This is a genomic window from Stenotrophomonas sp. STEN225, assembly GCF_056756445.1.
Genome location: NZ_JBRRBV010000019.1, coordinates 61,016 through 83,237, shown reverse-complemented (window position 1 = coordinate 83,237; position 22,222 = coordinate 61,016). Strand labels below are relative to the sequence as shown.

23 protein-coding genes are annotated in these 22,222 nt (G+C 67.0%); 14 read left to right on the top strand and 9 right to left on the bottom strand.

The window, feature by feature from the left end; all coding sequences use genetic code 11:
* The first annotated feature begins 125 nt into the window (after window positions 1-125).
* Window positions 126-1,343: an RNA polymerase sigma factor gene (locus ACVOJ1_RS16660; protein ID WP_346480669.1), complete on the top strand. Its 1,218-nt coding sequence runs from the start codon at window positions 126-128 to the stop codon at window positions 1,341-1,343.
* A 50-nt stretch (window positions 1,344-1,393) separates the two neighbouring features.
* Here ACVOJ1_RS16660 and ACVOJ1_RS16655 read toward each other — a convergent pair whose 3' ends face one another.
* Window positions 1,394-1,957, bottom strand: coding sequence for an EF-hand domain-containing protein (locus tag ACVOJ1_RS16655; protein WP_065182363.1), 564 nt, complete (start codon window positions 1,955-1,957; stop codon window positions 1,394-1,396).
* Between the two features lie 155 nt (window positions 1,958-2,112).
* On the opposite strand from ACVOJ1_RS16655, the gene ACVOJ1_RS16650 reads away from it, so the two are divergent.
* Window positions 2,113-2,868, top strand: a complete 756-nt coding sequence (locus ACVOJ1_RS16650) for an arginyltransferase (RefSeq protein ID WP_180875430.1) — start codon at window positions 2,113-2,115, stop codon at window positions 2,866-2,868.
* A 38-nt stretch (window positions 2,869-2,906) separates the two neighbouring features.
* A complete protein-coding gene (locus tag ACVOJ1_RS16645) occupies window positions 2,907-4,112 on the top strand; it encodes an endonuclease/exonuclease/phosphatase family protein (protein WP_111186571.1) in 1,206 nt (401 codons plus the stop codon).
* 66 nt (window positions 4,113-4,178) lie between these two features.
* Here the strand turns inward: ACVOJ1_RS16645 and purT are convergent, their stop codons facing one another.
* Window positions 4,179-5,366: a formate-dependent phosphoribosylglycinamide formyltransferase gene (gene purT / locus ACVOJ1_RS16640; protein WP_053516148.1), complete on the bottom strand. Its 1,188-nt coding sequence runs from the start codon at window positions 5,364-5,366 to the stop codon at window positions 4,179-4,181.
* Between the two features lie 130 nt (window positions 5,367-5,496).
* On the opposite strand from purT, the gene ACVOJ1_RS16635 reads away from it, so the two are divergent.
* From ACVOJ1_RS16635 to ACVOJ1_RS16610, 6 genes are read left to right on the top strand one after another with little or no spacing between them, the layout of a single operon-like run.
* Window positions 5,497-6,378 carry an SPFH domain-containing protein gene (locus ACVOJ1_RS16635; protein WP_053516150.1) on the top strand — a complete coding sequence of 294 codons (882 nt, stop codon included), beginning with the start codon at window positions 5,497-5,499 and terminating at the stop codon, window positions 6,376-6,378.
* A gap of 45 nt (window positions 6,379-6,423) precedes the next feature.
* Window positions 6,424-6,603, top strand: coding sequence for a type II toxin-antitoxin system antitoxin (locus tag ACVOJ1_RS16630; protein ID WP_053516152.1), 180 nt, complete (start codon window positions 6,424-6,426; stop codon window positions 6,601-6,603).
* Window positions 6,600-6,779, top strand: coding sequence for a DUF4177 domain-containing protein (locus ACVOJ1_RS16625; protein WP_053516154.1), 180 nt, complete (start codon window positions 6,600-6,602; stop codon window positions 6,777-6,779). Before ACVOJ1_RS16630 ends, ACVOJ1_RS16625 begins: the two co-directional genes overlap by 4 nt.
* A gap of 2 nt (window positions 6,780-6,781) precedes the next feature.
* A complete protein-coding gene (locus tag ACVOJ1_RS16620) occupies window positions 6,782-8,071 on the top strand; it encodes an alpha/beta hydrolase (RefSeq protein ID WP_346480668.1) in 1,290 nt (429 codons plus the stop codon).
* A complete protein-coding gene (locus tag ACVOJ1_RS16615; protein WP_283220054.1) occupies window positions 8,068-8,661 on the top strand; it encodes a PH domain-containing protein in 594 nt (197 codons plus the stop codon). Before ACVOJ1_RS16620 ends, ACVOJ1_RS16615 begins: the two co-directional genes overlap by 4 nt.
* Before the next feature lie 9 nt (window positions 8,662-8,670).
* A complete protein-coding gene (locus ACVOJ1_RS16610; protein WP_128989322.1) occupies window positions 8,671-9,480 on the top strand; it encodes a M15 family metallopeptidase in 810 nt (269 codons plus the stop codon).
* A gap of 19 nt (window positions 9,481-9,499) precedes the next feature.
* Here the strand turns inward: ACVOJ1_RS16610 and ACVOJ1_RS16605 are convergent, their stop codons facing one another.
* From ACVOJ1_RS16605 to ACVOJ1_RS16590, 4 genes are all read right to left on the bottom strand, one after another.
* Window positions 9,500-9,871, bottom strand: coding sequence for a DUF423 domain-containing protein (locus ACVOJ1_RS16605; RefSeq protein WP_065182368.1), 372 nt, complete (start codon window positions 9,869-9,871; stop codon window positions 9,500-9,502).
* Window positions 9,872-9,979: 108 nt separating this feature from the next.
* Window positions 9,980-11,053, bottom strand: coding sequence for a polyketide cyclase (locus tag ACVOJ1_RS16600; protein ID WP_053516163.1), 1,074 nt, complete (start codon window positions 11,051-11,053; stop codon window positions 9,980-9,982).
* A gap of 233 nt (window positions 11,054-11,286) precedes the next feature.
* On the bottom strand, window positions 11,287-11,928 hold the full coding sequence (locus tag ACVOJ1_RS16595) for a response regulator (protein ID WP_053516165.1): 642 nt from the start codon (window positions 11,926-11,928) through the stop codon (window positions 11,287-11,289).
* Complete coding sequence (locus ACVOJ1_RS16590) at window positions 11,928-13,130, bottom strand: sensor histidine kinase (RefSeq protein ID WP_053516166.1); 1,203 nt, start codon at window positions 13,128-13,130, stop codon at window positions 11,928-11,930. Before ACVOJ1_RS16590 ends, ACVOJ1_RS16595 begins: the two co-directional genes overlap by 1 nt.
* Before the next feature lie 138 nt (window positions 13,131-13,268).
* Here ACVOJ1_RS16590 and ACVOJ1_RS16585 point away from each other — a divergent pair, with 138 nt between their 5' ends.
* Genes ACVOJ1_RS16585 through ACVOJ1_RS16565 form a run of 5 tightly spaced genes read left to right on the top strand, consistent with a single transcriptional unit; the run spans window position 13,269 to window position 16,296 of the window.
* Window positions 13,269-13,865: a GNAT family N-acetyltransferase gene (locus ACVOJ1_RS16585; RefSeq protein ID WP_053516169.1), complete on the top strand. Its 597-nt coding sequence runs from the start codon at window positions 13,269-13,271 to the stop codon at window positions 13,863-13,865.
* Complete coding sequence (minC, locus tag ACVOJ1_RS16580) at window positions 13,811-14,659, top strand: septum site-determining protein MinC (RefSeq protein WP_053516171.1); 849 nt, start codon at window positions 13,811-13,813, stop codon at window positions 14,657-14,659. The genes ACVOJ1_RS16585 and minC overlap by 55 nt, the downstream gene beginning before the upstream one ends.
* A 37-nt stretch (window positions 14,660-14,696) precedes the next feature.
* Window positions 14,697-15,506: a septum site-determining protein MinD gene (gene minD, locus ACVOJ1_RS16575; RefSeq protein ID WP_053516174.1), complete on the top strand. Its 810-nt coding sequence runs from the start codon at window positions 14,697-14,699 to the stop codon at window positions 15,504-15,506.
* A gap of 2 nt (window positions 15,507-15,508) precedes the next feature.
* Window positions 15,509-15,769, top strand: a complete 261-nt coding sequence (gene minE / locus ACVOJ1_RS16570; protein ID WP_053516176.1) for a cell division topological specificity factor MinE — start codon at window positions 15,509-15,511, stop codon at window positions 15,767-15,769.
* 47 nt (window positions 15,770-15,816) lie between these two features.
* Window positions 15,817-16,296: a hypothetical protein gene (locus ACVOJ1_RS16565; RefSeq protein ID WP_111186566.1), complete on the top strand. Its 480-nt coding sequence runs from the start codon at window positions 15,817-15,819 to the stop codon at window positions 16,294-16,296.
* 194 nt (window positions 16,297-16,490) lie between these two features.
* Here the strand turns inward: ACVOJ1_RS16565 and ACVOJ1_RS16560 are convergent, their stop codons facing one another.
* The 3 genes from ACVOJ1_RS16560 to ACVOJ1_RS16550 form a co-directional block, all read right to left on the bottom strand.
* Window positions 16,491-17,735 (bottom strand): DUF819 family protein, encoded by a 1,245-nt coding sequence (locus ACVOJ1_RS16560; protein WP_053516181.1) that lies wholly within the window; start codon window positions 17,733-17,735, stop codon window positions 16,491-16,493.
* A gap of 127 nt (window positions 17,736-17,862) precedes the next feature.
* Window positions 17,863-19,941, bottom strand: coding sequence for an alpha/beta hydrolase family protein (locus ACVOJ1_RS16555; RefSeq protein WP_065182372.1), 2,079 nt, complete (start codon window positions 19,939-19,941; stop codon window positions 17,863-17,865).
* Between the two features lie 232 nt (window positions 19,942-20,173).
* Window positions 20,174-22,138 (bottom strand): OPT family oligopeptide transporter, encoded by a 1,965-nt coding sequence (locus ACVOJ1_RS16550; RefSeq protein ID WP_053516183.1) that lies wholly within the window; start codon window positions 22,136-22,138, stop codon window positions 20,174-20,176.
* Window positions 22,139-22,222: the final 84 nt, after the last annotated feature.

The following is a 22,222-nucleotide window of genomic DNA, read 5'->3' as shown; positions in this document are numbered from 1 at the left end:
GCCATGCCCGGCGAGCGCAGCGGACAGAAAAGCCGCCGGGCATGGCCCGGCGCTACCGGCAGGCGGGCCGGTCACATCGGGCGCGCAGCTCCGTCTTGGGACACAATCCAGCAGGAGCTGCCGCCATGACGACTTTCGCTGCAACGATCGACGAGACGCTTGAACGCGAGCTGCCGGCGGCCAGCAGTGGCTGCCAGCACGCCTATGGGCGCATCGTGCTCGCCTGCCAGAACACCGTGACCGCCATCGCCCTGGCCATCACCGGCGATCGCCAGGCCAGCGAGGACATCGCGCAGGAAGCGTTCGTGAAGGGCTGGCAGCAGCTGCACCAGCTGCGCAGTTCCACCAGCTTCCTGCCCTGGCTGCGGCAGATCACCCGCAACCTCGCGCGCGACTGGCTGCGTGCACAACGCGGCAGGCCCCTGAGCGGCGAGGCCGCCGAAGTTGCGCTGGGCATGGCGGCCGACCCCTCGCCGACTGCCGCCGACCGCCTGCAGCGACTGGAAGAGGAGGTTGCCGCCGAGGACATCATCTCGGCGCTGCCCACCGACAGCCGCGAAGTCCTGCTGCTTTACTACCGGGAAGGTCAGCGCTCGCAGCAGGTGGCGGACCTGCTGGGCCTGAGTGATGCGGCGGTGCGCAAGCGCCTGTCGCGGGCCCGCGCGCAGGTCCGCGAGGGACTGTTGCAGCGCTTCGGCGAATTCGCGCGCAGCAGCGCACCCAGCGCCGCCTTCGCAACCACCGTGGTCTCGATGGTGCTGATTGCTGCGCCCGGCACGGCCAGTGCCGCGATCCTGCTCGGCACCGGTGTGGGCATTGGCGGCAGCAAGCTGGGGCTGGGCGGCGCCAGCGCAGCCGGCGGTACCGCGATGGGATCGCTGACAGCGGCGCTGGGGCACCTGCATCTGGTCCCGGCCCACAACTGGGCAGCGATCGCCGGTGCCGTGCTGGGCGGCGTGCTGGGCAGCTACCTGGGCGGTCGCTTCCTGCTGTCCTACGCCGAAACGGAACCGGAGCGGGCCCAGGTCCGGCGCTTCGTCCATCTCAACACCTGGACCGTGATGGCCTGCTGCCTGTCCATACTGCTGGTCGTGCTGCTGCAGACGCCGGTATGGGCACACCTGGTGGTCATGGCCATCGGCCTGGGTGCGGTCAACTACCAGTGCCTGGGACCGCTGCAGCGCCTGATGCGGCCCTTGATCGTGCGCGACGCAGCGCGGCGCGGGCGGCAGGGCATCAACTGGAAGTACGAAGCGATGTACGGCCGCAGCGCCATCATCGCGATGAACCTGCTGGTGATCGCCCTGGTGGCCTATACGCTGCTCGACAGCGGTCGCCTGTAACGGACGACGCCGGCAGTCTGCCGGCGTCGTCGTTGAAGGTTGCGCCGTGATCAGCGCTGCGGCTTCGGTGCGGCGCCGTCACGCGGGCCCCCGTGGCGCGGGCCGCCATGCATCGGGCCCTTCGCCGCATCGAATTCGGCCTTGCTCAACTGGCCGTCCTTGTTGGTGTCGGCAGCGGCGAACCAGGCGTCGCGATGCTGCTTCATGCGCAGCTCGCGATCAGCCTTGTCCAGATAGCCGTCCTTGTTGAGATCGAGCTGGTCGAAACGTGCCGCCAGGCGCGGATCGGCCTTGGCCTCTTCGCGGCTGATGCGGCCGTCCTTGTCGGTGTCCAGCCTGGCCCAGCGCTCGCCGCCATGGCCGCCACGACGACCATGCTGCCAGCGCGGCATTTCATCGCGCGACAGCCTGCCGTCCTTGTTGCGGTCCAGTTCGTCGAACTTGGCCGCCAGACGTGGGTTGGCAGCGGCCTCGCTGCGGTCGATGACACCGTCACCGTTGGTGTCCAGCTTGGCCGGACGCTGTGCCGGTGCGGTCGGGGGAGTCGCCGCCAGCGCGACACCGGAGGCGGACGTGGCAAGCAGCAGGGCCAGCAGCAGGGGGGTACGGATCATGAGGTCACTCCTGGGGATGAGGTTGCGTCGGGGTGATCAGTTCACCCTCGAATGACAACAACGCCCGGCCGCGACGGCGGTTGACGCGGTCGCCAGTTCCGTTCATCCGGCGGACAGTCGCGTTCATTGCGACACGCTGGGGCTATGCTGTGGCCATGGCGATCCACGGCGACAGAGACGACGAACTGCGGCTGTTCCAGACCGGCGAGCACCCCTGCGGATACTGGCCGGACCGGGTGGCGCGCGACCTGGTGATGGATCCCCACGACCGTCGCCTGGGCGGCTTGTATCCCCTCGCACTCAGCTGGGGCTTCCGCCGCAGCGGCGACCTGGTCTATCGGCCCCACTGCGCGCAGTGCCATGCCTGCGTGGCGGTACGGATTCCGGTGGCCCGGTTCGCACCGGACCGCAGCCAGCGTCGCTGCGCCACCCGCAACGCCGACCTGGAAGTGCGGATCACCGCCGCCACTGCGCGCGAGGACCTGTTTGCCCTCTACCACCGCTATCTGGTGCACCGCCACGCCAACGGCGGCATGGACGATCATGGCCCGCACGAGTTCGAGCAGTTCCTGATCGGCAGCTGGTCGCACACCCGCTTCCTGGAGATGCGCCTGCCGGGCCACGATGGCCGGCGCAGCCAGCTGCTCGGAGTGGCCGTCACCGATGTCACCGAGCACGGCCTTTCGGCGGTCTATACCTTCTTCGATCCAGACCACGCAGCGCGGGGACTGGGCACGTTCGCCATCCTGCAGCAGATCGAATGGGCGCGTCGCGAAGGACTGCCGCACGTCTATCTGGGCTACTGGATCCGTGAACACCAGAAAATGGACTACAAGCGCCGCTTCCGTCCGCTGGAGGCCTACGATGGCCGTCGCTGGCACGATTTCGACCGCGATCTGGACGGCCGCTGACAAACCGCTGACACCGGGCGGGGTGCACAATAGGCGGCATGAACACCCAACCCCTGATTCTTGCCCTGGCCCTGCTGTGTGGCGCTGCGGCCCCTGCTCTTGCCAGGACCCCTGCGATGACCGAAACACCGTCCGCATCGCTGCGCCTGGCCACCTACAACACGTCGCTGTACTCCGATGAGGCCGGCGGCCTGATCCGGGAGCTTGAAGGCGACAGCGCGCATGCGCGCAAGATTGCCGCCGTGCTGCAGCAGGTGCGCCCGGACCTGGTGCTGCTGAACGAATTCGATTTCGACGACGCCCATCGCGCCGCCGACCTGTTCCAGAAGCGCTACCTGGAAGTGGCGCAGCCGGGCGGCGGCGCGCCGCTGCACTTCGCCTACCGCTACCTGGCCCCGGTCAACACCGGCGTGCCCAGTGGCCTGGACCTGGACAACAACGGCGTGGTCGGCGGCGAAGGTCGCAGCCGTGGCAACGATGCCTGGGGCTACGGCCTGCACCCGGGCCAGTACGGCATGCTGGTGCTGTCGCGCTACCCGATCGATGAAGCCAGGGTACGCAGCTTCCAGCTGCTGAAGTGGAGCACGATGCCGGGCGCGATCCGTCCGGTCGATCCGCGCAGCGGGCAGAGCTTCTACAGCGACGCCGTGTGGTCGAAGCTGCGCCTGTCGTCGAAGTCGCACTGGGATGTACCGGTGCAGACCCCGGCAGGCGTGGTGCATGCGCTGGTCTCGCACCCGACGCCGCCGGTGTTCGACGGCCCGGAAAAGCGCAACGCGGCGCGCAACCACGACGAACTGCGCCTGTGGCAGGAGTATCTCACCGCGGGTGACAAGCCCTGGCTGTGCGACGACAAGGGCCAGTGCGGAGGTCTGGCGCAGGATGCACGCTTCGTGATCCTCGGCGATCTCAACAACGACCCGGTCGACGGCGATGGCCGCCACGAGGCGATCGTCGAACTGATCGAGAACGCACGCGTATTGCGCTACCCCACCCCGCGCAGCGCGGGGGGTGAGGAAACCAGCCTCGCCTATGCCGCCAAGGGCATCGTGCGCAAGGGTGCGCCCTTCCACGCCACCGGCGACTTTGGCCCGAAGTCCGGCACCCTGCGACTGGATTACGTGCTGCCTTCCACCGGGTTCCAGTACGTGGGCAGTGGCGTGTTCTGGCCAGCCAGCAACAGCCCTGACGCGAAGATTGCCGACGGCAGCGACCACCACCTGGTGTGGGTGGATGTGAAGTGACCCCAGGCGCCAGGCGCGCTGCTCTGCCTTGCAGAAAGCCGCCGGGCGCGACGCGGCGCTACCGGCTTACGGACGCAGCTCGACGCCGATGGCGTCGGCGGCATCACGGGCGATCGAGCGCGCCTCGTCGATGGTGTCGGCGCGCGCCAGGGTGACGCCGACACGGCGCTGACCGTGCACGCTCGGCTTGCCGAACAGGCGCACGGCCGTATCCGGCACCTGCAGTGCGGCAGCGACGTTGTTGAAGTACGGCACGCCTTCGCCCTGCGCCAGCAATGCACAGGATGCCGACGGACCACTCTGGCGGATCACCGGAACCGGCAGGCCCAGGATGGCGCGTGCGTGCAGCGCGAACTCGCTCAGTTCCTGCGATACCAGCGTCACCAGGCCAGTGTCGTGCGGGCGCGGGGACACTTCGCTGAACCACACTTCATCGCCCTTCACGAACAGCTCCACGCCGAACAGGCCCCAGCCACCCAGGTCATCGGTGATCGCACGCGAGATCTCCTCCGCGCGCGCCAGCGCCTTGTCCGACATCGGCTGCGGCTGCCAGCTCTCGCGGTAATCGCCGTCCTTCTGCAGATGACCGATCGGCGCGCAGAACGAGGTACCTGCCGCGTGGCGCACGGTCAGCAGAGTGATCTCGTAGTCGAAATCGATGAATCCCTCGACGATGCAGCGGCCGGCGCCCGCGCGGCCGCCGGTCTGCGCATACTCCCAGGCCGGCGCGATGTCCGCTTCGCTGCGCAGCGTGCTCTGTCCCTTGCCCGAGGAGGACATCACCGGCTTGACCACGCACGGCAGGCCGATGGCGGCCACGGCGGCGCGGTACTCCGCCTCGGTATCGACAAAGCGGTAGGGCGAGGTTGGCAGGCCCAGCGTCTCGGCAGCCAGGCGGCGGATGCCCTCACGGTCCATGGTCAGGCGTGCGGCACGCGCGGTGGGGATCACCCGCAGGCCCTGCTCCTGTTCCAGCTGTACCAGCGTCTCGGTGTGGATCGCCTCGATCTCCGGCACCACCAGATGAGGCTGTTCCTGGGCGATCAGCGCACGCAGCGCCATCGCATCCAGCATGTCGATCACGTGCGAACGATGCGCGACCTGCATGGCGGGCGCATCGGCGTAGCGGTCGGCGGCGATCACCTCCACGCCCAGCCGCTGCAGCTCGATGGCCACTTCCTTGCCGAGTTCGCCCGAGCCCAGCAGCAGCACACGGGTGGCGGAGGGCGAGAGGGGGGTTCCGAGCTTGGCCATGGAGGGGTCCGGCAGTGATGTGAAGGCGGGTGGGCATTCTAGCCGGTCCAGCGGCGGTTCCCGACGAACGGTAGTCGCCATCTGATATCAATTTGATATCGTCGCCTCGAACCCTCAAGGACGTACTGCCATGAAAGAGAAGTCGCTGTCCTCCCTCAACGGCCTGGGCACTCTGGCGGGCGCATTGCTCGTCGCCGTCTTCGGCGGTGTGCTGTTCGTGCTGGGCATCGCCGCCAAGGCGTCGACCGGCTCCCCCAACCTGCTGATGATGCTGGTTGGCGCGCTGGTCGCGGTGGTGGCGCTGTTCGCGCTGGCGGGCCTGTACACCGTGCAGCCGAACCAGGCCGCGGTGGTGAGCCTGTTCGGCAAGTACGTCGGCACCGTGAAAGACAATGGCCTGCGCTGGAACAACCCCTTCTACAGCAAGCGCCACGTCAGCCAGCGCGTGCGCAATTTCGAAAGCGGCAAGCTGAAGGTCAACGAGCTCGATGGCAGCCCGATCGAGATCGCCGCAGTGATCGTCTGGCAGGTGGTCGATGCCTCCGAAGCGGTCTACAACGTGGACGACTACGAGAGCTTCGTGCACATCCAGTCCGAATCGGCGCTGCGCGCGATGGCCACCAGCTATCCCTACGACCAGCATGAAGAGGGCCAGCTGGCGCTGCGCAGCCACGCCAGCGAGATCTCCCAGCACCTGAAGAACGAGTTGGCCGAGCGCCTGGCCGACGCCGGCGTGCAGGTGATCGACGCACGCATCAGCCACCTGGCCTATGCTGCCGAAATCGCCCAGGCCATGCTGCAGCGCCAGCAGGCCAACGCGGTGATCGCGGCACGCACGCGCATCGTTGCCGGTGCGGTCGGCATGGTCGAGATGGCCCTGGGCGAACTGCAGAAGAACGGCGTGGTGCAGCTGGACGAGGAACGCAAGGCGCACATGGTCAGCAACCTGTTGACCGTGCTGTGTTCGGACCGGGGCACGCAGCCGATCGTCAACGCCGGTTCGCTGTACTGAATCACCCTCGCAACGGGGCGCCCCACCGCCCCGCCAGGAGCATCCATGAGCGAGAAGAAAGCCTATCCACTGCGCATCAACGCCGACGTCCTGGCCGCGGCGCAGCGCTGGGCCGACGACGAACTGCGCAGCCTCAACGCGCAGATCGAGTACCTGCTGCGCGACGCGCTGCGCAAGGCCGGCAGGCTGCCGCATCCCAAGCCACCTCAGGAGGAGAAGGAATGAGCAAGCGCTGGACGTACCAGACCCTGGAAGTGCCCTCGACGCTGATGGGCAGCATGAAGACCGAAGCCGTGCAGGAGGCGTTGAACAAGCAGGGCCAGCTTGGCTGGGAGCTGGTCAACATCGTGATCCCCGCGCCGATGAGCGCAGCGGTGCTGGTCTTCAAGAAGGAGCTCTGACCATGCAGACCCGCCGTTCGCTGTTCGCTCTGTCACTGGCGCTGCTGAGCGGTGGCGCATTCGCCGCCGAACCGCAGCAGGTTGCCGCCCGGTTGCTGGACCACCTGCAGGCCGGCCGCATCGCCGATGCGGAGGCGATGCTGACCCCGCAGATGGCCTGTGCCGTTCCCGCCGAGAAGCTCGACAGCGTGTGGCGGTCCCTGGGCGAACTGCAGCAGCGCGGCCAGGCCCGCAGCAGCGAGCAGCAGGGCCTGCACCTGGTGGAAGTTCCGCTGCAGTTCACCGGTGGCGCGGTGATCGCGCAGGTGGCCGTGGATGCACAGGACAAGGTCGCCGGCCTGCTGCTGCGCCCCGCCCCCGCGGCCAAGGCACCGCCGCCGCCGGCCGATGCGACCTACAGCGAAGTTGATTTCAGTGTGCCGCAGACACGCGGTGCGCTGCCCGGCACGCTGGCGCTGCCCAAGGGCAAAGGCCCGTTCCCGGCAGTGGTGCTGGTGCACGGCTCGGGCCCGCAGGACCGTGACGAAACCATCGGCGGCAACCGTCCCTTCCTCGATATCGCCCGTGGCCTCGCCGCGCACGGAATCGCGGTACTGCGCTACGACAAGCGCACTCTCGCCCGGCCCCAGGATTTCCAGAGCGGCACCTTCACTGTCGATGACGAATCCACCGACGATGCGGTGGCGGCACTGGAGGCCGTCGCCAGCGACCCGCGCATCGACGGCCGCCGCGTGTTCGTGCTCGGCCACAGCCAGGGCGGCATGCTTGCGCCACGCATCGCCAGCCGCTGGCCACAGGCGCGTGGCGCCATCCTGTGGGCCGCTCCCGCGCGCACGCTGCTGGACCTGCTGCCGGAACAGAACCGCTACCTGCTGAGCCTGGACGGCGACATCAGCGCGGCCGGTCAGGCGCTACTGGACAAACTGGACAGCCAGATCGCCGCAGCACGTGGCAGCACGCCGGTACCCGCCAGCGAACTGCCACTCGGCGTTCCGCAGTCCTTCTGGAAGAGCATCGAAGCCGTAGATGCGCGCGCCGATGCACAGCGGCTGCGCGCACCGCTGCTGATGCTGCATGGCGGGCGCGATTTCCAGGTTCCCGATGCCGACTGGGCACTCTGGCAGAAGGCCCTCGCCCGGCGCGACGATGTGCAGTGGCGGACCTATCCGGCGCTGAACCACATCGGCATCGCTGGCAGCGGCCCGAGTTCGTTGAAGGAGTACACCCGGCCCGGCCATGTCGATGCGGGGTTGATCGATGACATCGCCCGATGGGTGGAGGCACAACGATGAGCCCCAATGAAGCCCGTCCGTTCGAGCTGGCTGGCAGTTCACCCCTGCGCGTGCTGTGGGTGCTGTTGCCGGTGCTGGCCGTGCTGGTCATCAGCGTGTACGTGCAGTTCAGCCGCACGCGTGCGCCTGCACCATGGATGGAAGTCACCCTGTCGCCGCCGTTCTTCCTGATGAACGGCAGCGCGGCATGGAGCATCGCCGTGCTGGTGCTGATCGGCGTGGGCCTGGGTACTTCGTTCTTCCGCCGCCGCGTGGAGCTGGTGGATGGCGTGCTGGATGTGCGCTCGACGCTGTACCGACGGCGTACACCGGTGCGCGACATGCTGCTGGACCAGGCCGAGGTGGTGGACCTGGCGCAGGACCGCCGCTATGGCATCCGCTTCAAGACCAACGGCTATTCGATGCCCGGCTTCTATTCCGGGCATATGCGGCTGCAGGGCGGCGGCAAGGGCTTTGCCCTGGTCACCGACCGTCACCGCACGCTGGCGATCCCGGTGCGCGGCGGCAGCACCCTGCTGCTGAGCATGGAACGCCCACAGGCATTGCTTGACGCCCTGCGCAAGGTGGCCGCAGCCGCGCCACGGCAGTAAGCTGCGGACATGCATCGCCGACCGCTGCTGCTGCTGAACACCGAGGCCATCGAACTGTGGCCGGCCGATCTGCTGCGCGCGCGCAGCAACCTCGATGCACGCCTGCTGGCGCGGGCCCGCTGGGTGCTGCGGCGCAAGCGCGATGGCCGCTATCTGGCCGCCGTGCTGGCGCAGGGCGTTCATTCGCTGGTGCCGCGTCTGCCGCACGAGCCTGGCGTGGAGGAGGCGCTGGCACTGCTGGATGCCCGCGCGTCACGCCCTTTCGCTGCGGCACTGGAGCAGCGATGGCTGCCCCTGGCGGGCTTGCAGCAACGCCTGCAGCACCTTGGCCTGGATGCGCAGGGTTACGCGGATGACACCGGGCTGCCGCTGGAAGCCGAGCCGTGCCTGCTGCATTTCGCCGGCCGCGATCGCTTTTCGCGGCCCCTGTGGTTGCGCCGCGACGCGGCGCAGGGGTGGCGGCGGATGCGCCTGCACGCGGCCCGCGATGGCGTTGCCCTGGATGCCATTTCCGGCTTCCGCAGCCATGCGTACCAGTTGGGAATCTTCGAGCGGAAGCGCGGCCGCGGCCTGAGCGTGGCGGAGATCCTGAAGGTCAACGCCGCGCCGGGCTTCAGCGAGCACCACAGCGGGCACGCACTGGATATCGGCACCCCGGGCGATGCACCTGCAGAGGAATCGTTCGAGCGTACCGATGCGTTCGCGTGGCTGCAGGCGCACGCCCGCGGGCATGGATTCCACCTGAGCTACCCGCGCGGCAACCCGCACGGGATCGTCTACGAGCCCTGGCACTGGTGCTGGAAACCGGCCAACGGCTGAGCCCCTCCCCGCACTGCCCTCACCGCCGCAGGGCGTCGATCGCCAGCAGCACCCATCCCACCATCAGGCTGGTGCCGCCCACAGGCGCCAGCCGGGTAGGCCACTGCCAGAGCGCGCTGCCCACCAGGCTGCCGGAGAACAGCACGACGCCCAGCAGCAGCACGTACAGCGCCAGATGTGCGATCACGCCCTGCGCGCGCCGTCCCACCGCAACCAGCACGGCACCATGGGCGAACGCATACAGCGCCGCCATGTTCAGATGCTGCTGCGCCTGCGGATCGGACACGCCATGCGAGGCATAGGCCGACAGGCCGATCGAAGCGGCCGCCAACAGCGCACCGATGCAGGCCAGCAGCGAGGGCTTACGCGCACGTCGTTCCAGATTGAACATGACTGCTCCTTGCGCGGCGCCCGCCCGGCGGCGGACGCGGGATGAAAAAAAACGCGCCGCAGGAAGCGGCGCGTTTTCGTGTCCAACACTACATGGGTCAGCCAGCGCTTACTTGACGGCCCAGTAGATGTCGTAGGTGCCTTCCTGGGTGAACGACTTGTCCACGCCGTCCTTCCACGATTCGTACGGACGGTCGATGACTTCGTTGCCCGAGGTCACTGCCCATGCACGCAGGCCGTTGCGGGCCACGTCCAGGCCGGCCATGTGACCGGTGTAGGCCGCATGCGCCGAACGATGCGGGGCGACATGCACGTACTTGACCGGGGCACCACCGTCGATCTTGACGGTCAGCTCCTCACCGGTGGCGCCTTCGGTACCCTTCTTCTTCACCGGCTGTGCGATGTCGAAGGCGTACTTCTCGGCACCGAAATCGGTGGTGATGATGCGGAACGGACCGGCGGCTTCAAGGCCATTGGCCTCCATCACGCGCTTGATCCACTCCTGGTTGTCCTTGATGGACTTGGTGATGGTGTCCTGGCCGCGGTCGACGTTGCCGGCGTTGACGACCAGCAGGTCTTCGGCCGGCACCTGCACGATACCCAGATCGGTCAGCGGCGCTTCCGGGGTGCGGTAGTCGACGTTCGGCACGGTGGCCAGCATGTTCGCCATGCGCGACAGGCCCAGCTTGATGTCGTCGCCGATCTGGCGGCTGACATACAGGCCGGCGTAGCGACCGAACAGGTCGAAGCCGTACTTCACCGAGTAGTCCTGGGTGATCTTGACGTTGCGACCACCCTTGCCGGTCGGCTCCAGATTGAAGGTGGTGACCTTGTCGTGACCCTTGGTCGGGTCTTCGATGGCGATCACAACACGCTTGTTCTCTTCGGCCTCGGTCACCTTCCAGGAACCGTTGCCCAGGTCCTTGGAGGAGAAGTCGAGGGTGGCACCGACGCCGGAGGCCGGGCCGGACAGCTTCAGTTCAACGGCGGGATCGCGCAGTACCAGCGGGTTCCAGTCCTTGAAGCGGCGCAGGCTGCTGACCGTGTCGTACACGATCGTCATCTTGCGGTTGGTCTCGATGCTTTCGGTGATGTGGCGCTCGCCCGGCAGACATACGCCAATGATGACGAACAGGCCAGCCACGATCCCCAAGGCGATCAGGAACTCGATAATACGGGTCATTCAGGAGTCTCCGGGGCCGATCCCACGGCCGGGTTGATTGAAGCGAAGCGCCAATCCTAGCAGGCTTCGCGGGCATTGTTTATCGCGATTGGCGCACCGGTTTCCCTGCCGGCTGCGTATTTGTATGGACAAAGGATTGGCAGGGTAGCGCATCCGGCCGCCCCGCATGTAGGGGGCAGCCCGTCCCGGGGCCCGGGAATGCCGGCCAAACCTTTGCCGCAAAAGGCTTTTCGTCAGACCAGCTGCAGTTCGAACGCCTTCAGGACGGCCCGCGTACGGTCGCGCACGCCCAGCTTGGACAGGATGTTGGACACATGGTTCTTGATGGTGCCCTCGGCCACGCCCAGCGAATTGGCGATCTCCTTGTTGGAGAAGCCGCTGGCCATCAGCCGCAGGATCTCCGTCTCGCGGTCGGTCAGCGGGTCCGGCCGGTCCAGGCTGACGAAATCATTGCGCATGTGTTCCAGCCCGGACAGCAGCCGCTGGGTCACTGCCGGCTGCACCAGCGATCCGCCGTCAGCCACGGTGCGGATGGCGCCGACCAGCTGGTCCAGGGTCACGTCCTTGAGCAGATACCCCTTGGCGCCAGCCTTCAGGCCCGCCAGCACCAGCTGGTCGTCGTCGAAGGTGGTCAGGATGATGGTCGGCGGCAGCTGTTCCAGCCGCGACAGGACCTGCAGCGCCTCCAGCCCGGACATCACCGGCATGCGCATGTCCATCAGGACCACATCCGGACGGACCTGGGGCACCAGTTCGACCGCCTGCCGGCCGTCGCCGGCCTCAGCCACCACCTCGATGCCGTCGTCCAGCGCCAGCAGCGAGCGGATTCCCTGCCGCACCAGGGTTTGGTCGTCGACCAGGCAGACGCGAATCATCAACGCACTCCTTCAGGAACCTTGGTAAGGGCGGCCACCAGCACGGTTGCCGGCACCGTCGCACGCAGGCAGAAGCCTTCGCCGGGGCGGGTTTCCACCTGCAGCTGGCCACCGCATTGTTGCAGGCGCTCGCGCATCCCGCGCAAGCCATTGCCCACATTGACCATTTCCGCGCCGACACCGTCGTCGCGCGCCTCGACCACCACCCGGTCCGGCGCCTCACGGTACACCCGGATCCACAGATGGCGGGCCCCGGAGTGGCGCACCGTGTTGGTGATGATTTCCTGGGTGCAGCGCAGCAGCACGTGGGCCCGCTGCGGGTCCTCCACGTTCAGGGGGTCCTCGATGTCCAGCTGGATGTCCAGCGAGGGCACATTCTCGGTCAGCGGACGCAGCGCGGCAGCCAGGTCGATGGCGCTGGTCTCGCGCAGCTGGCTGACCACTTCGCGCACATTGCCCAGCAGCAGCTTGGCCAGCGTGTGCGAGCGTTTCACGTGGTCCAGCGCCTTGCCTTCGGCCAGATGGCCGGCCACTTCCAGGTTCAGGGTCAGCGCGGTCAACTGATGCCCCAGCAGGTCATGCAGCTCGCGCGAGATGCGGGTGCGCTCGTTGACCCGTGCGCTCTCGGCCAGCAGGGCGCGGGTTGCCCTCAGCTCCGCATTCAGCCGGCGCTGCTCGTCGCGGGCGTCGGTCTGCTGCCGTGCGACCAGGCTGGTCACGAACATGAACATGGAGAAGCCGCCATACAGCAGCGACTGCATGAGTGCCTCGAACAACGGCATGTCGAGTATCAGATAGTAGACCGGCAGCACCGCCAGCTGGCTGAGCAGCAACCAGATCACCCCACTGCGCACGGGCAGCATCCACGGGATCACCCCGGCGGCCACCATCATCAGGATGCTGCCCAGGCCCGAACCGCTCAGGTAGCTGACGCCCAGGGCCGAGCCGGTCAGTACCACCAGCACCACCCGGTCGTACCAGGCGGCCTGGCTGCTGTCGCGCAGGCCACGGGTCAGCCAGAAGTAGCCGGCGCCGAAGAACAGGTAGGCGGCAAACAGCCACAGGGACCAGCTGTCGATGCCGCTGCCGCCGTGCCGCAGCATCGACTCGTATTGGGAATACACCACGGGCAGGCCGACCATGACCCAGGTGAACAGGCCGGCCAGGCGCAGGACTCGGATTTGGCTGAGATATCCCAACATGGAGGCATCTTAGGCTGAACCAGCGCTCCTGCCCCCGGGCAGAAGTCATGGCGACGGGCGTGCCCCCGCCAGCCACCCATGCAATAATCGTGCGCAGGGTCCGTTGCAGGACCAACCGCGTTACCCCACGGAGTCACAATGTCGATTGTTATCCGCGACGTGCGCGAGCACGAGCTCGATTCCGTCCTGGCTTTGAACAACAACGCTGGCCTGGCCATCCTTCCGCTGGATGCCGCACGCCTGCGCCTGTTCTATGAAACCGCTGAGTACTTCCGCGTCGCCGAGCGCGACGGCAACCTGGCCGGGTTCCTGATCGGCTTCGGCAGCGACAGCCAGCACGACAGCAGCAACTTCGCCTGGTTCAAGCAGCAGCTGGACACCCCGTTCTTCTATATCGACCGCATCGTGGTCGCCAGCCGCCGCCGCGGTGGTGGCGTCGGCCGGGCGTTCTACGCCGATGCGCAGAGCTTCGCCGAGCTGCGCTACCCGCAGATGACCTGCGAAGTCTTCCTCGACCATGGTGCCGATGCCGCCCTGCTGTTCCACGGCAGCTTCGGCTTCCGCGAGCTGGGCCAGAACACCATGCCGCAGGTCGATGTGCGCGCCAGCATGCTGGCCAAGGAACTGTGCAGCTACCCGTGGGTACAGGAGACCTACGGCGGCAAGCTGCCGGATGTGGCATGGACACGCGACCGGCAGCTGCCGGCGCAGGCACAGCGGCCGACGGGGACCTGAGCGTGGCGGTGAATTTCGATTACGAACAGGCAGGTGAACTGAAGATCGGCCAGGTCGGCATCGCCAACCTGCGCGTGCGGACCCTCGATGTCGAACGACTCGTGCAGGAAATGCGCGAACGGGTGACCCGCGCCCCGAAACTGTTCGGCCGTGCCGCGGTGATCCTGGACTTCGGCGGCCTCAGCCAGGTACCGGACGTGGCCACCGCGCAGGCGCTGGTCGATGGCCTGCGCAGCGCCGGCGTGCTGCCGGTGGCGCTGGCCTATGGCACCAGTGCGGTCGACCAGCTCTCGCAGCAGCTCGGCCTGCCGCTGCTGGCCAAGTTCCGCGCCCAGTACGAGCGTGTCGAGACCGAGCCGGCCCCGCCGCCTGCACCTGCGCCGGAGCCGCGCCGCGCCGCCCGCGCTGAACCGAAGCCGGCCCCGGCCGCTCCGGTGGCCAGGGTGGCCGAGGGCTCGGCACCGCAACCGGGCCGCATGCAGCTCGGCAACGTACGTTCCGGCCAGCAGCTGTACGCGGAGAACTGCGACCTGACGGTCATGGCGACCGTCGGCGCCGGTGCCGAGGTGATCGCCGACGGCAGCATCCATATCTACGGCACCCTGCGCGGCCGCGCGCTGGCAGGTGCCCAGGGCAACACCGCGGCACGCATCTTCTGCCGTGATTTCCATGCGGAACTGGTGGCCATTGCCGGCCACTACAAGGTACTGGACGATGTCCCGGACAACCTGCGCGGCAAGGCCGTGCAGGTGTGGCTGGAACAGGACCAGGTCAAGATCGCTGCGCTGGACTGACGCAGCCCCAACATCATGCAGAACCAGGAGAAGTCCTTTGGCTGAAATCATCGTAGTCACCTCCGGCAAGGGCGGCGTCGGCAAGACCACTACCAGCGCGAGCCTGGCCTGCGGCCTGGCACGGCGCGGCAAGAAGGTGGCGGTGATCGACTTCGACGTCGGCCTGCGCAACCTCGACCTGATCATGGGCTGCGAACGCCGCGTGGTGTACGACTTCGTCAACGTCGTGCACGGCGAAGCCACCCTCAAGCAGGCCCTGATCAAGGACAAGCGCTTCGACAACCTGTACGTGCTGGCTGCCTCGCAGACCCGCGACAAGGACGCGCTGACCCAGGAGGGCGTGGGCAAGGTGCTGAAGGACCTGGCCGCCGACGGCTTTGACTTCGTGATCTGCGACTCCCCGGCCGGTATCGAGAAGGGTGCCTTCCTGGCGATGTACTTCGCCGACCGCGCGGTGGTGGTGGTGAACCCGGAAGTTTCCTCGGTGCGCGACTCCGACCGCATCATCGGCCTGCTGGATTCGAAGACACACAAGGCCGAATCCGGCCAGGACGTGCCGGCCTTCCTGCTGCTGACCCGCTACAGCCCGTCGCGCGTGGAAACCGGCGAGATGCTGAGCATCGTCGACGTGGAGGAAGTGCTGGGTCTGAAGGCCATCGGCGTGATTCCCGAATCGGGTGACGTGCTGAACGCCTCCAACAAGGGCGAGCCGGTGATCCTCGATGGCGAATCGATTGCTGGCCAGGCGTATGACGATGCGGTGAGCCGCATCCTGGGCGAGGAGCGGCCGATGCGCTTCACCACCGTGGAGAAGAAGGGCTTCTTCAGCAAGCTGTTCGGAGGGTAAGCATGGGCCTGTTTGATTTCCTCAAAGCGAAGAAGACCACCGCCGAAACCGCCAAGAACCGCCTGCAGATCATCATCGCGCAGGAGCGCAGCCATCGCGGTGGTCCGGACTACCTGCCGCTGCTGCAGCGCGAGCTGCTGGAAGTGATCAAGAAGTACGTCAACATCGACGTCGACGCGGTGAAGGTCGACCTGGTCAAGGATGGCCAGCACGACGTGCTGGACATCTCCGTGGCGCTGCCGGAAGGCCCGGAAAAGCCCTGACCCCCTGCCCCGCCCGTGCCTGCATGGGCGGGGCTGCACGATTCCGCATGACTGACACGACAACCGCCGTGGACATCACCTGCGTGGGCGATATCGCCTTCGCCGATGCACAGCGCCTGCTTGCCGCGCATGGGCTCGATCTGCACCACGTCGCCGCCGGCGAGCCGATTCCCGGCAGCTACTGGGGTGAACCTGAAGCAGGCATCATCGCCAGCAACGTGTATGTGCGCGACGACACGCCCGTGCATTCGATGCTGCACGAGGCCTGCCATCTGATCGTGCTGCCGCCGGAGCGGCGCGCGCAGGTGCATACCGATGCCACTGATTCGGTCGCCGAGGAAGATGCCACGTGCTACCTGCAGATCGTGCTGGCCGCGCAGCTGCCCGGCGTCGGCAGCGCACGGCTGATGGCCGACATGGATGCGTGGGGGTATACGTACCGGTTGGGATCGACGAGAGCGTGGTTCGAGCAGGACGCCGAAGACGCGAAGGCGTGGTTGATCGAACGCGGGTTGCCAGTGGCGTAAGGCCGCGGGCGCGGTTGACCACGGGCGCGTGGCGACGCGCCGAACTCTGCGGCGCCCCTCTTTTCACTCGGCGCGGTTCGAGCAGGACGCCGAAGACGCGAGAGCCTGGCTGATCGAACGTGGATTGCCGGTAGCGTGACGCGCCGCGAAACGGGGTCAGATCCCTTTTGCTGCGCAAAAGGGATCTGACCCCATCACCCCTGCCCTGCCAGCGCACGCAGGGTAATGCCGACGATGTACGCCAGGTAGGTCCCGGTGGCGTAGCCCATTGTTCCCAGCAGCACGCCTACCGGTGCCAATGCAGGATGGAAGGCGGCGGCCACCACGGGCGCCGAGGCCGGACCGCCGATGTTCGACTGCGAGCCGATGGCGAAATAGAAGAACGGCACCTTCAGCAACCGGCCCAGGCACCACAGCAGCACGATGTGCACGGCGATCCAGATCAGGCCGAGCAGGAACAGCCACGGACGGTCCAGCAATGCCAGCAGATCCATCTGCATGCCGATGCAGGCGATCAGGAAGTACAGCAGCAGCGACCCCAGACGTGACGCTCCCGCTCCCTCCAGCGTGCGCGCGCGGGTGAAACTCAGGCCCAGGCCCAGCGTGGTCGACAGCACCACCACCCAGACGAAGGGAGCATCCAGGCTGAACTGCGATGCCCAGCCGACATGGGCCTTGAACCAGGCCGCCAGCGGCGCGCCGATTGCATGCGCCAGACCGACGCCACCGAACGCAACGGCGACGATCAGCATCAGATCAGTCAGGCTGGGAATGCGCTCGTGTTCGGCCTGGAAGCGCGCGATGCGTTCCTTCAGTTCGTCGATGGCCGAGGTATCGGCACCGCTGCGTGCGTCGATCTTCGCGGCGCGCCCGGCGAGGAAGATCAGTACCGCCATCCAGACGTAGCCGACACCCACGTCGACCACGGCGAACTGGCCGAAGGTGGTGGCGTTGACGTCGAATACTTCGCGCATCGCCAGCATGTTGGCGCCACCGCCGATCCAGCTGCCGGCCAGTGCGGCCATGCCGGCCCAGGTGTCGCCGGCAACGGTTTCCGGGTGCAGCGCGCGCATCAGCAGGAAGGCGACCACGGCACCGAGCATGATGCTGGCGGAGGCACCCAGGTACATCAGTACCAGCTTCGGTCCCAGCCGCAGGATGCCCTTGATGTCCACGGCCAGGGTCAGCAGCACCAGCGCCGCCGGCAGCAGGATGTCACGCGCGACCGGGTTGTACAGCGCGGTGTTCTGCCCGTCGATCAGGCCGACGGTGTTGTAGATGCCAGGAATGAGATAACACAGCAGCAACGCCGGCACGAAGGTGTAGAAGCGCTTCCACGGCCCCTGCTCCCGCGAGGCGGTCCAGAACACGGCCCCCAAAGTGGCGGCGATCAGGCCGAAGACCACGATGTCGTTCTGGATCAGGGCGTTCGAAGTCATGCGGGCGCTCGGGTAGAGCCGAGCCATGCTCGGCTGCTGTTGGCGGGAAAGGAGGCACAGAGCAGCCGAGCATGGCTCGGCTCTACAAAAAGCAGAGCGCCGCCCTGGGGGGCGGCGCCGGACCGGCTTATTCGCCGATATGCTGCTTCAGCCAGCCGTTGACCGTGTCATGCCACAGGATGCTGTTGTGCGGCTTGAGCACCCAGTGGTTCTCGTCCGGGAAGTACAGGAACTTCGACTCGATCCCCTGCCGCTGCGCCGCCGTGAATGCCGCCAGGCCCTGCTCGACCGGAATACGGAAGTCCTGCTGGCCATGGATGATCAGGATCGGCTTCTTCCAGTCCGCCACGTGGTTGACCGGGTTGAACTTCTCGTAGTTCGCCGCCTTCTGGTACGGCGTGCCGCCCTGCTCCCACTCGGTGAACCACAGCTCCTCGGTGGCGTAGCCCATCATGCGCTGGTCGAACACGCCATCGTGGTTGACCAGGCACTTGAACGGGCCGTTCCAGTTGCCGGCGATCCAGTTGACCATGAAGCCGCCATAGCTGGCGCCCAGAGCACAGGCCTTGTCACCGTTGAGGAACGAATACTTCTTCAGTGCCGCGTCCCAGCCCTTCTGCAGGTCTTCCAGCGGACGATCACCCCAGTGCTGGCTGATCGCATCGGTGAATGCCTGACCGTAGCCGGTGGAGCCGTGGAAATCGATCATCACCACCGCGTAGCCCTGGCCCGCATAGGTCTGCGGATTCCAGCGGTAGCTCCAGCCGTTGCCGAAACTGCCCTGCGGACCGCCATGGATCAGGAACGCGACCGGGTAGGACTTGCCTTCCTGGTAGTTGTGCGGCTTGACCACATAGCCGTGCACGGTGTCGTTGTTCCAGCCCTTGAACGAGAACTGCTCGAAATCGCCGAAACTGACGTCCTTCAGCACGTCGCCGGCAGACGGTGTCAGCGCACGCAGCTCGCCCATCGGCTGGCCGGCGGCTGGCAGCAGGCCGACCAGTACCTGGTCGTTGCTCTTCAGGCTGTTGCGGGTGATCGCCACGCTGGTGCCGGCCACATCGACGGCGGTCACGCTGCCATCGCCGATCAGGCGGGTGGCCTTGCCGGTGGCGACATCGATCTGGAACAGCGGGTGCTCGCCCAGATCATCGGCGGTGGTATAGATGCTGGCGCCATCGGCGGACAGCACGATGCCACCCGCCGAGCGATCCCACTGCGGGGCGATCTCACGGCTCTTGCCGCTGGCCAGATCCATCGCCATCAGGCCGAAGCGATCAGCTTCAAAGCCGGGGCGCTTCATCGCACGGTAGAACAGCGTCTTGCCATCGGCACTGAACACCGGGCCCGCATCCCATGCCGGGTTGGAGGCGGTCAGGTTCACCGGTGCCTGACGGCCGGCAGCATCGAAGCGATAGAGGTCGAAGTTGGTCGACCACGGTTCCTCGCGGCCCGCCACGCGGATGCTGGCGACCACGCTGCTGCCGTCCGGCGACCACACGAAGTCATCATTGCCACCGAATGGCTTGGACGGCGCATCGCCATCGAGGGTGGCGCTCAGCGCGGAAGCCCCCTTGACCGGGCCGGCCTGGGCGCCCGGCAGCGGCGCGACGAACAGGGTGTTGCGACGGCCGTCGTTCCAGGTATCCCAATGGCGCACGAACATCGAATCCCAGACCTGGCCACTGGCCTTGGCGTCCTTCTTCTCTTTCAGCTTCTTCTCGGTGCAGGCCAGGTCCGACGCGCAGGCCTGGAACACGCCGGCGCTGAACAGCACGCGGTCGTCCTGTGGCGAGACGTGGTAGCTGTCCACATCCACCGGGAAATCGGTCAGCTGGCGCGGGGCGCCGCCGCTGATCGCCTGCGCGTACAGCTGCTGGCTGCCGTTCTTGGCACTGAGGAAGTACACCGTCTGGCCGTCCGCCGACAGCGAGGCGGAATTGACGTTCCAGCCGGCCGGGGTGATCTGCTTCGGCGGTGCCGCGTCACGCGTGCGCAGGTTGCGTGCGTACAGGGCGGTGCTGGCCTTGAGGTTGGCGTCGGTGCTGCGCTTGGCGAACACCACGGTGCCGCCATCGGCGCTCAGCACCGGCGCGGAAACGCGATCCATGGCCACCATGTCGCGGATCTCCAGGCCACGGGCAGCGGCGACGCTGGGCAGAGCGGCCAGCAGGCTCAGTGGCAGCAGGGCATGACGCAGTTTCATCGGGATCTCCGCAGGACGGCAAAAAAGCGATGGTAGGCCCCGCAGCCCGGGGCTGCCAAGGCCATCGGTCATGGCCGTGATCGGGCAGCCGCCAGAAACAGCAAACCGCGCCGTAGCGCGGTTTGTGGGTGGACCCGGGGTCGGATCCGATTCCGCAGGAATCGGCTCTGCCCCGGGCGCCGCCGGCGTGGGGTCAGAGCCCTTCCCTTCCGGGAGGGATCCGACCCATCCCTTACGCCTTGGCGTACTTGCCGGTGCGGTAGATCAGCCAGCCCACCAGGAACAGCACGGCCAGGCCGATCCACTGCGCGGCCGGCAGATGGAACGGCACGGCCAGCACGTCGGCGCGGCTGCTGACCACGATCGGAATGGCGATGGCGATGCCCATCAGCGCCTCGCCGGTGATCAGGCCGGCGGCGAACAGCACGCCCGGCTTGTGCACGCGGTCGCGGCCCTCTTCATCATCGGCACGCACCTTGTGGAAGCGCTCGACCAGGTAAGCGATCAGGCCGCCGAGGAAGATCGGCACCATCAGCTCCAGCGGCAGGTAGATGCCGATGGCGGCCGCCAGCACCGGCACCCGGAAGCGCGCGTTGCGCGCCTTCAGCCAGCTGTCGAAGGCAATGATGACGGCGCCGACCACGGCACCGATGCCGATGAAGGTCCACGGCAGCTCGCCACCGAACAGGCCCTTGGCCACCGACGCCATCAGGTTGGCCTGCGGCGCAGCCAGCGCGTTCGGGTGCAGCTCGGTCTTCACGCCGATGCCATAGGCGGTGGCCAGCAGGTTCAGCACCGGGGCCATGATCAGCGCGCAGGAGAACGCACCGATGCCCAGCATCAGCTGCTGCTTCCACGGCGTAGCGCCGACGATGTAACCGGCCTTGAGGTCCTGCAGATTGTCACCACCGACGGCGGCAGCGCAGCACACCACCGCGCCGATCATGATCGCCGCCACCGCACCCAGCGGTGCACCGCCGGTACCGACCGGCTTGAGGCCATCGGCACCCAGCAGCACGACCAGTACCGCCGAGGCGAACAGGATGGTGGAAATGGTGATGCCCGAGACCGGGTTGTTGGACGAACCGATCAGGCCGGCCAGGTAGGCCGAGACCGACACGAACAGGAAGCCGGCGACGATCATGATGATGGTCATCGGGATCGACACGTGCCACTGGCCGACGATGGCCTGGTACAGGGCCAGCAGCGGCAGCACGAAGACCACCAGGGCGACCAGCATCCACTTCATCGGCAGGTCGCGCTCGGTGTGCGCCAGCACCGGTCCGCCGCTCTTGCGGGCGGCGGCAAAACCGCTCTTGACGCCGTTGAGCAGCGACTTGCGCAGCGAAATCAGGGTCCAGATGCCACCGATCAGCATTGCGCCGACACCCAGGTAGCGCATCTTCGCGCCCCAGATGGCGAATGCGGCCTCGGTGGAGGATGCAGCGGCCACCGACGCGGCCAGTGCCGGATCGGTGTTCATGAAGAACGCCTGGTAGAGCGGGATGGCGATGTGCCAGGTCAGGATCGAACCAGACACCACCACGATGCCGACGTTGAGGCCGACGATGTAGCCCACGCCCAGCAGTGCCGGCGACAGGTTGGTGCCGATGAACGCGGTGACCTTGGAACTGCCCACGTAGGCCGAGGTGGCCCAGGCATCGGGAATCAGGCGCATGCCGCTTTCCGCGGCCAGCTTGACGAACGCGCCGATCACCGCCGACAGGCCCAGGATCTTCAGGCCCGGACCCGGGTTCTCACCGGCCTTGAGCACTTCCGCCGCCGCCTTGCCTTCCGGGAAGGGCAGCGGATCTTCGACGATCATCGAGCGGCGCAGCGGCACCGAGAACAGCACGCCCAGCAGGCCGCCCAGGCCGGCAATGCCCAGCACCCACCAGTACTTGAAGTCCGGCCAGTAGCCCATGATCACCAGCGCGGGGATGGTGAAGATGACACCGGCGGCGATCGAGGAACCGGCCGAGGCGCCGGTCTGCACGATGTTGTTCTCGAGGATCGAGCCACCGCCCAGCAGGCGCAGCACGCCCATGGAAATGACTGCGGCGGGAATCGCGGTGGCGATGGTCAGGCCTGCGAACAGACCGAGGTAGGCGTTGGCCGCGGACAGCACCACCGCCAGCACGATGGCCAGGGCCACTGCGCGGAAGGTGAGCTGCTTGGGCGCAGCGTCGTGGTTCATGGGAGCCCCTGCTGGCAAAAAATCCCTGCCACGCTAGCGTTCAGGGGGCGGCAAGTCCAGCACACCGCAGCATGACAAGCGCCA

What these genes read in the sequence shown, in the direction of transcription:
- ACVOJ1_RS16660 (WP_346480669.1), top strand. Translation starts at nt 126, where the DNA reads ATGACGACTTTCGCTGCAACGATCGACGAGACGCTTGAACGCGAGCTG.
- ACVOJ1_RS16655 (WP_065182363.1), bottom strand. Translation starts at nt 1,957, where the DNA reads ATGATCCGTACCCCCCTGCTGCTGGCCCTGCTGCTTGCCACGTCCGCC.
- ACVOJ1_RS16650 (WP_180875430.1), top strand. Translation starts at nt 2,113, where the DNA reads ATGGCGATCCACGGCGACAGAGACGACGAACTGCGGCTGTTCCAGACC.
- ACVOJ1_RS16645 (WP_111186571.1), top strand. Translation starts at nt 2,907, where the DNA reads ATGAACACCCAACCCCTGATTCTTGCCCTGGCCCTGCTGTGTGGCGCT.
- purT (WP_053516148.1), bottom strand. Translation starts at nt 5,366, where the DNA reads ATGGCCAAGCTCGGAACCCCCCTCTCGCCCTCCGCCACCCGTGTGCTG.
- ACVOJ1_RS16635 (WP_053516150.1), top strand. Translation starts at nt 5,497, where the DNA reads ATGAAAGAGAAGTCGCTGTCCTCCCTCAACGGCCTGGGCACTCTGGCG.
- ACVOJ1_RS16630 (WP_053516152.1), top strand. Translation starts at nt 6,424, where the DNA reads ATGAGCGAGAAGAAAGCCTATCCACTGCGCATCAACGCCGACGTCCTG.
- ACVOJ1_RS16625 (WP_053516154.1), top strand. Translation starts at nt 6,600, where the DNA reads ATGAGCAAGCGCTGGACGTACCAGACCCTGGAAGTGCCCTCGACGCTG.
- ACVOJ1_RS16620 (WP_346480668.1), top strand. Translation starts at nt 6,782, where the DNA reads ATGCAGACCCGCCGTTCGCTGTTCGCTCTGTCACTGGCGCTGCTGAGC.
- ACVOJ1_RS16615 (WP_283220054.1), top strand. Translation starts at nt 8,068, where the DNA reads ATGAGCCCCAATGAAGCCCGTCCGTTCGAGCTGGCTGGCAGTTCACCC.
- ACVOJ1_RS16610 (WP_128989322.1), top strand. Translation starts at nt 8,671, where the DNA reads ATGCATCGCCGACCGCTGCTGCTGCTGAACACCGAGGCCATCGAACTG.
- ACVOJ1_RS16605 (WP_065182368.1), bottom strand. Translation starts at nt 9,871, where the DNA reads ATGTTCAATCTGGAACGACGTGCGCGTAAGCCCTCGCTGCTGGCCTGC.
- ACVOJ1_RS16600 (WP_053516163.1), bottom strand. Translation starts at nt 11,053, where the DNA reads ATGACCCGTATTATCGAGTTCCTGATCGCCTTGGGGATCGTGGCTGGC.
- ACVOJ1_RS16595 (WP_053516165.1), bottom strand. Translation starts at nt 11,928, where the DNA reads ATGATTCGCGTCTGCCTGGTCGACGACCAAACCCTGGTGCGGCAGGGA.
- ACVOJ1_RS16590 (WP_053516166.1), bottom strand. Translation starts at nt 13,130, where the DNA reads ATGTTGGGATATCTCAGCCAAATCCGAGTCCTGCGCCTGGCCGGCCTG.
- ACVOJ1_RS16585 (WP_053516169.1), top strand. Translation starts at nt 13,269, where the DNA reads ATGTCGATTGTTATCCGCGACGTGCGCGAGCACGAGCTCGATTCCGTC.
- minC (WP_053516171.1), top strand. Translation starts at nt 13,811, where the DNA reads ATGGACACGCGACCGGCAGCTGCCGGCGCAGGCACAGCGGCCGACGGG.
- minE (WP_053516176.1), top strand. Translation starts at nt 15,509, where the DNA reads ATGGGCCTGTTTGATTTCCTCAAAGCGAAGAAGACCACCGCCGAAACC.
- ACVOJ1_RS16565 (WP_111186566.1), top strand. Translation starts at nt 15,817, where the DNA reads ATGACTGACACGACAACCGCCGTGGACATCACCTGCGTGGGCGATATC.
- ACVOJ1_RS16560 (WP_053516181.1), bottom strand. Translation starts at nt 17,735, where the DNA reads ATGACTTCGAACGCCCTGATCCAGAACGACATCGTGGTCTTCGGCCTG.
- ACVOJ1_RS16555 (WP_065182372.1), bottom strand. Translation starts at nt 19,941, where the DNA reads ATGAAACTGCGTCATGCCCTGCTGCCACTGAGCCTGCTGGCCGCTCTG.
- ACVOJ1_RS16550 (WP_053516183.1), bottom strand. Translation starts at nt 22,138, where the DNA reads ATGAACCACGACGCTGCGCCCAAGCAGCTCACCTTCCGCGCAGTGGCC.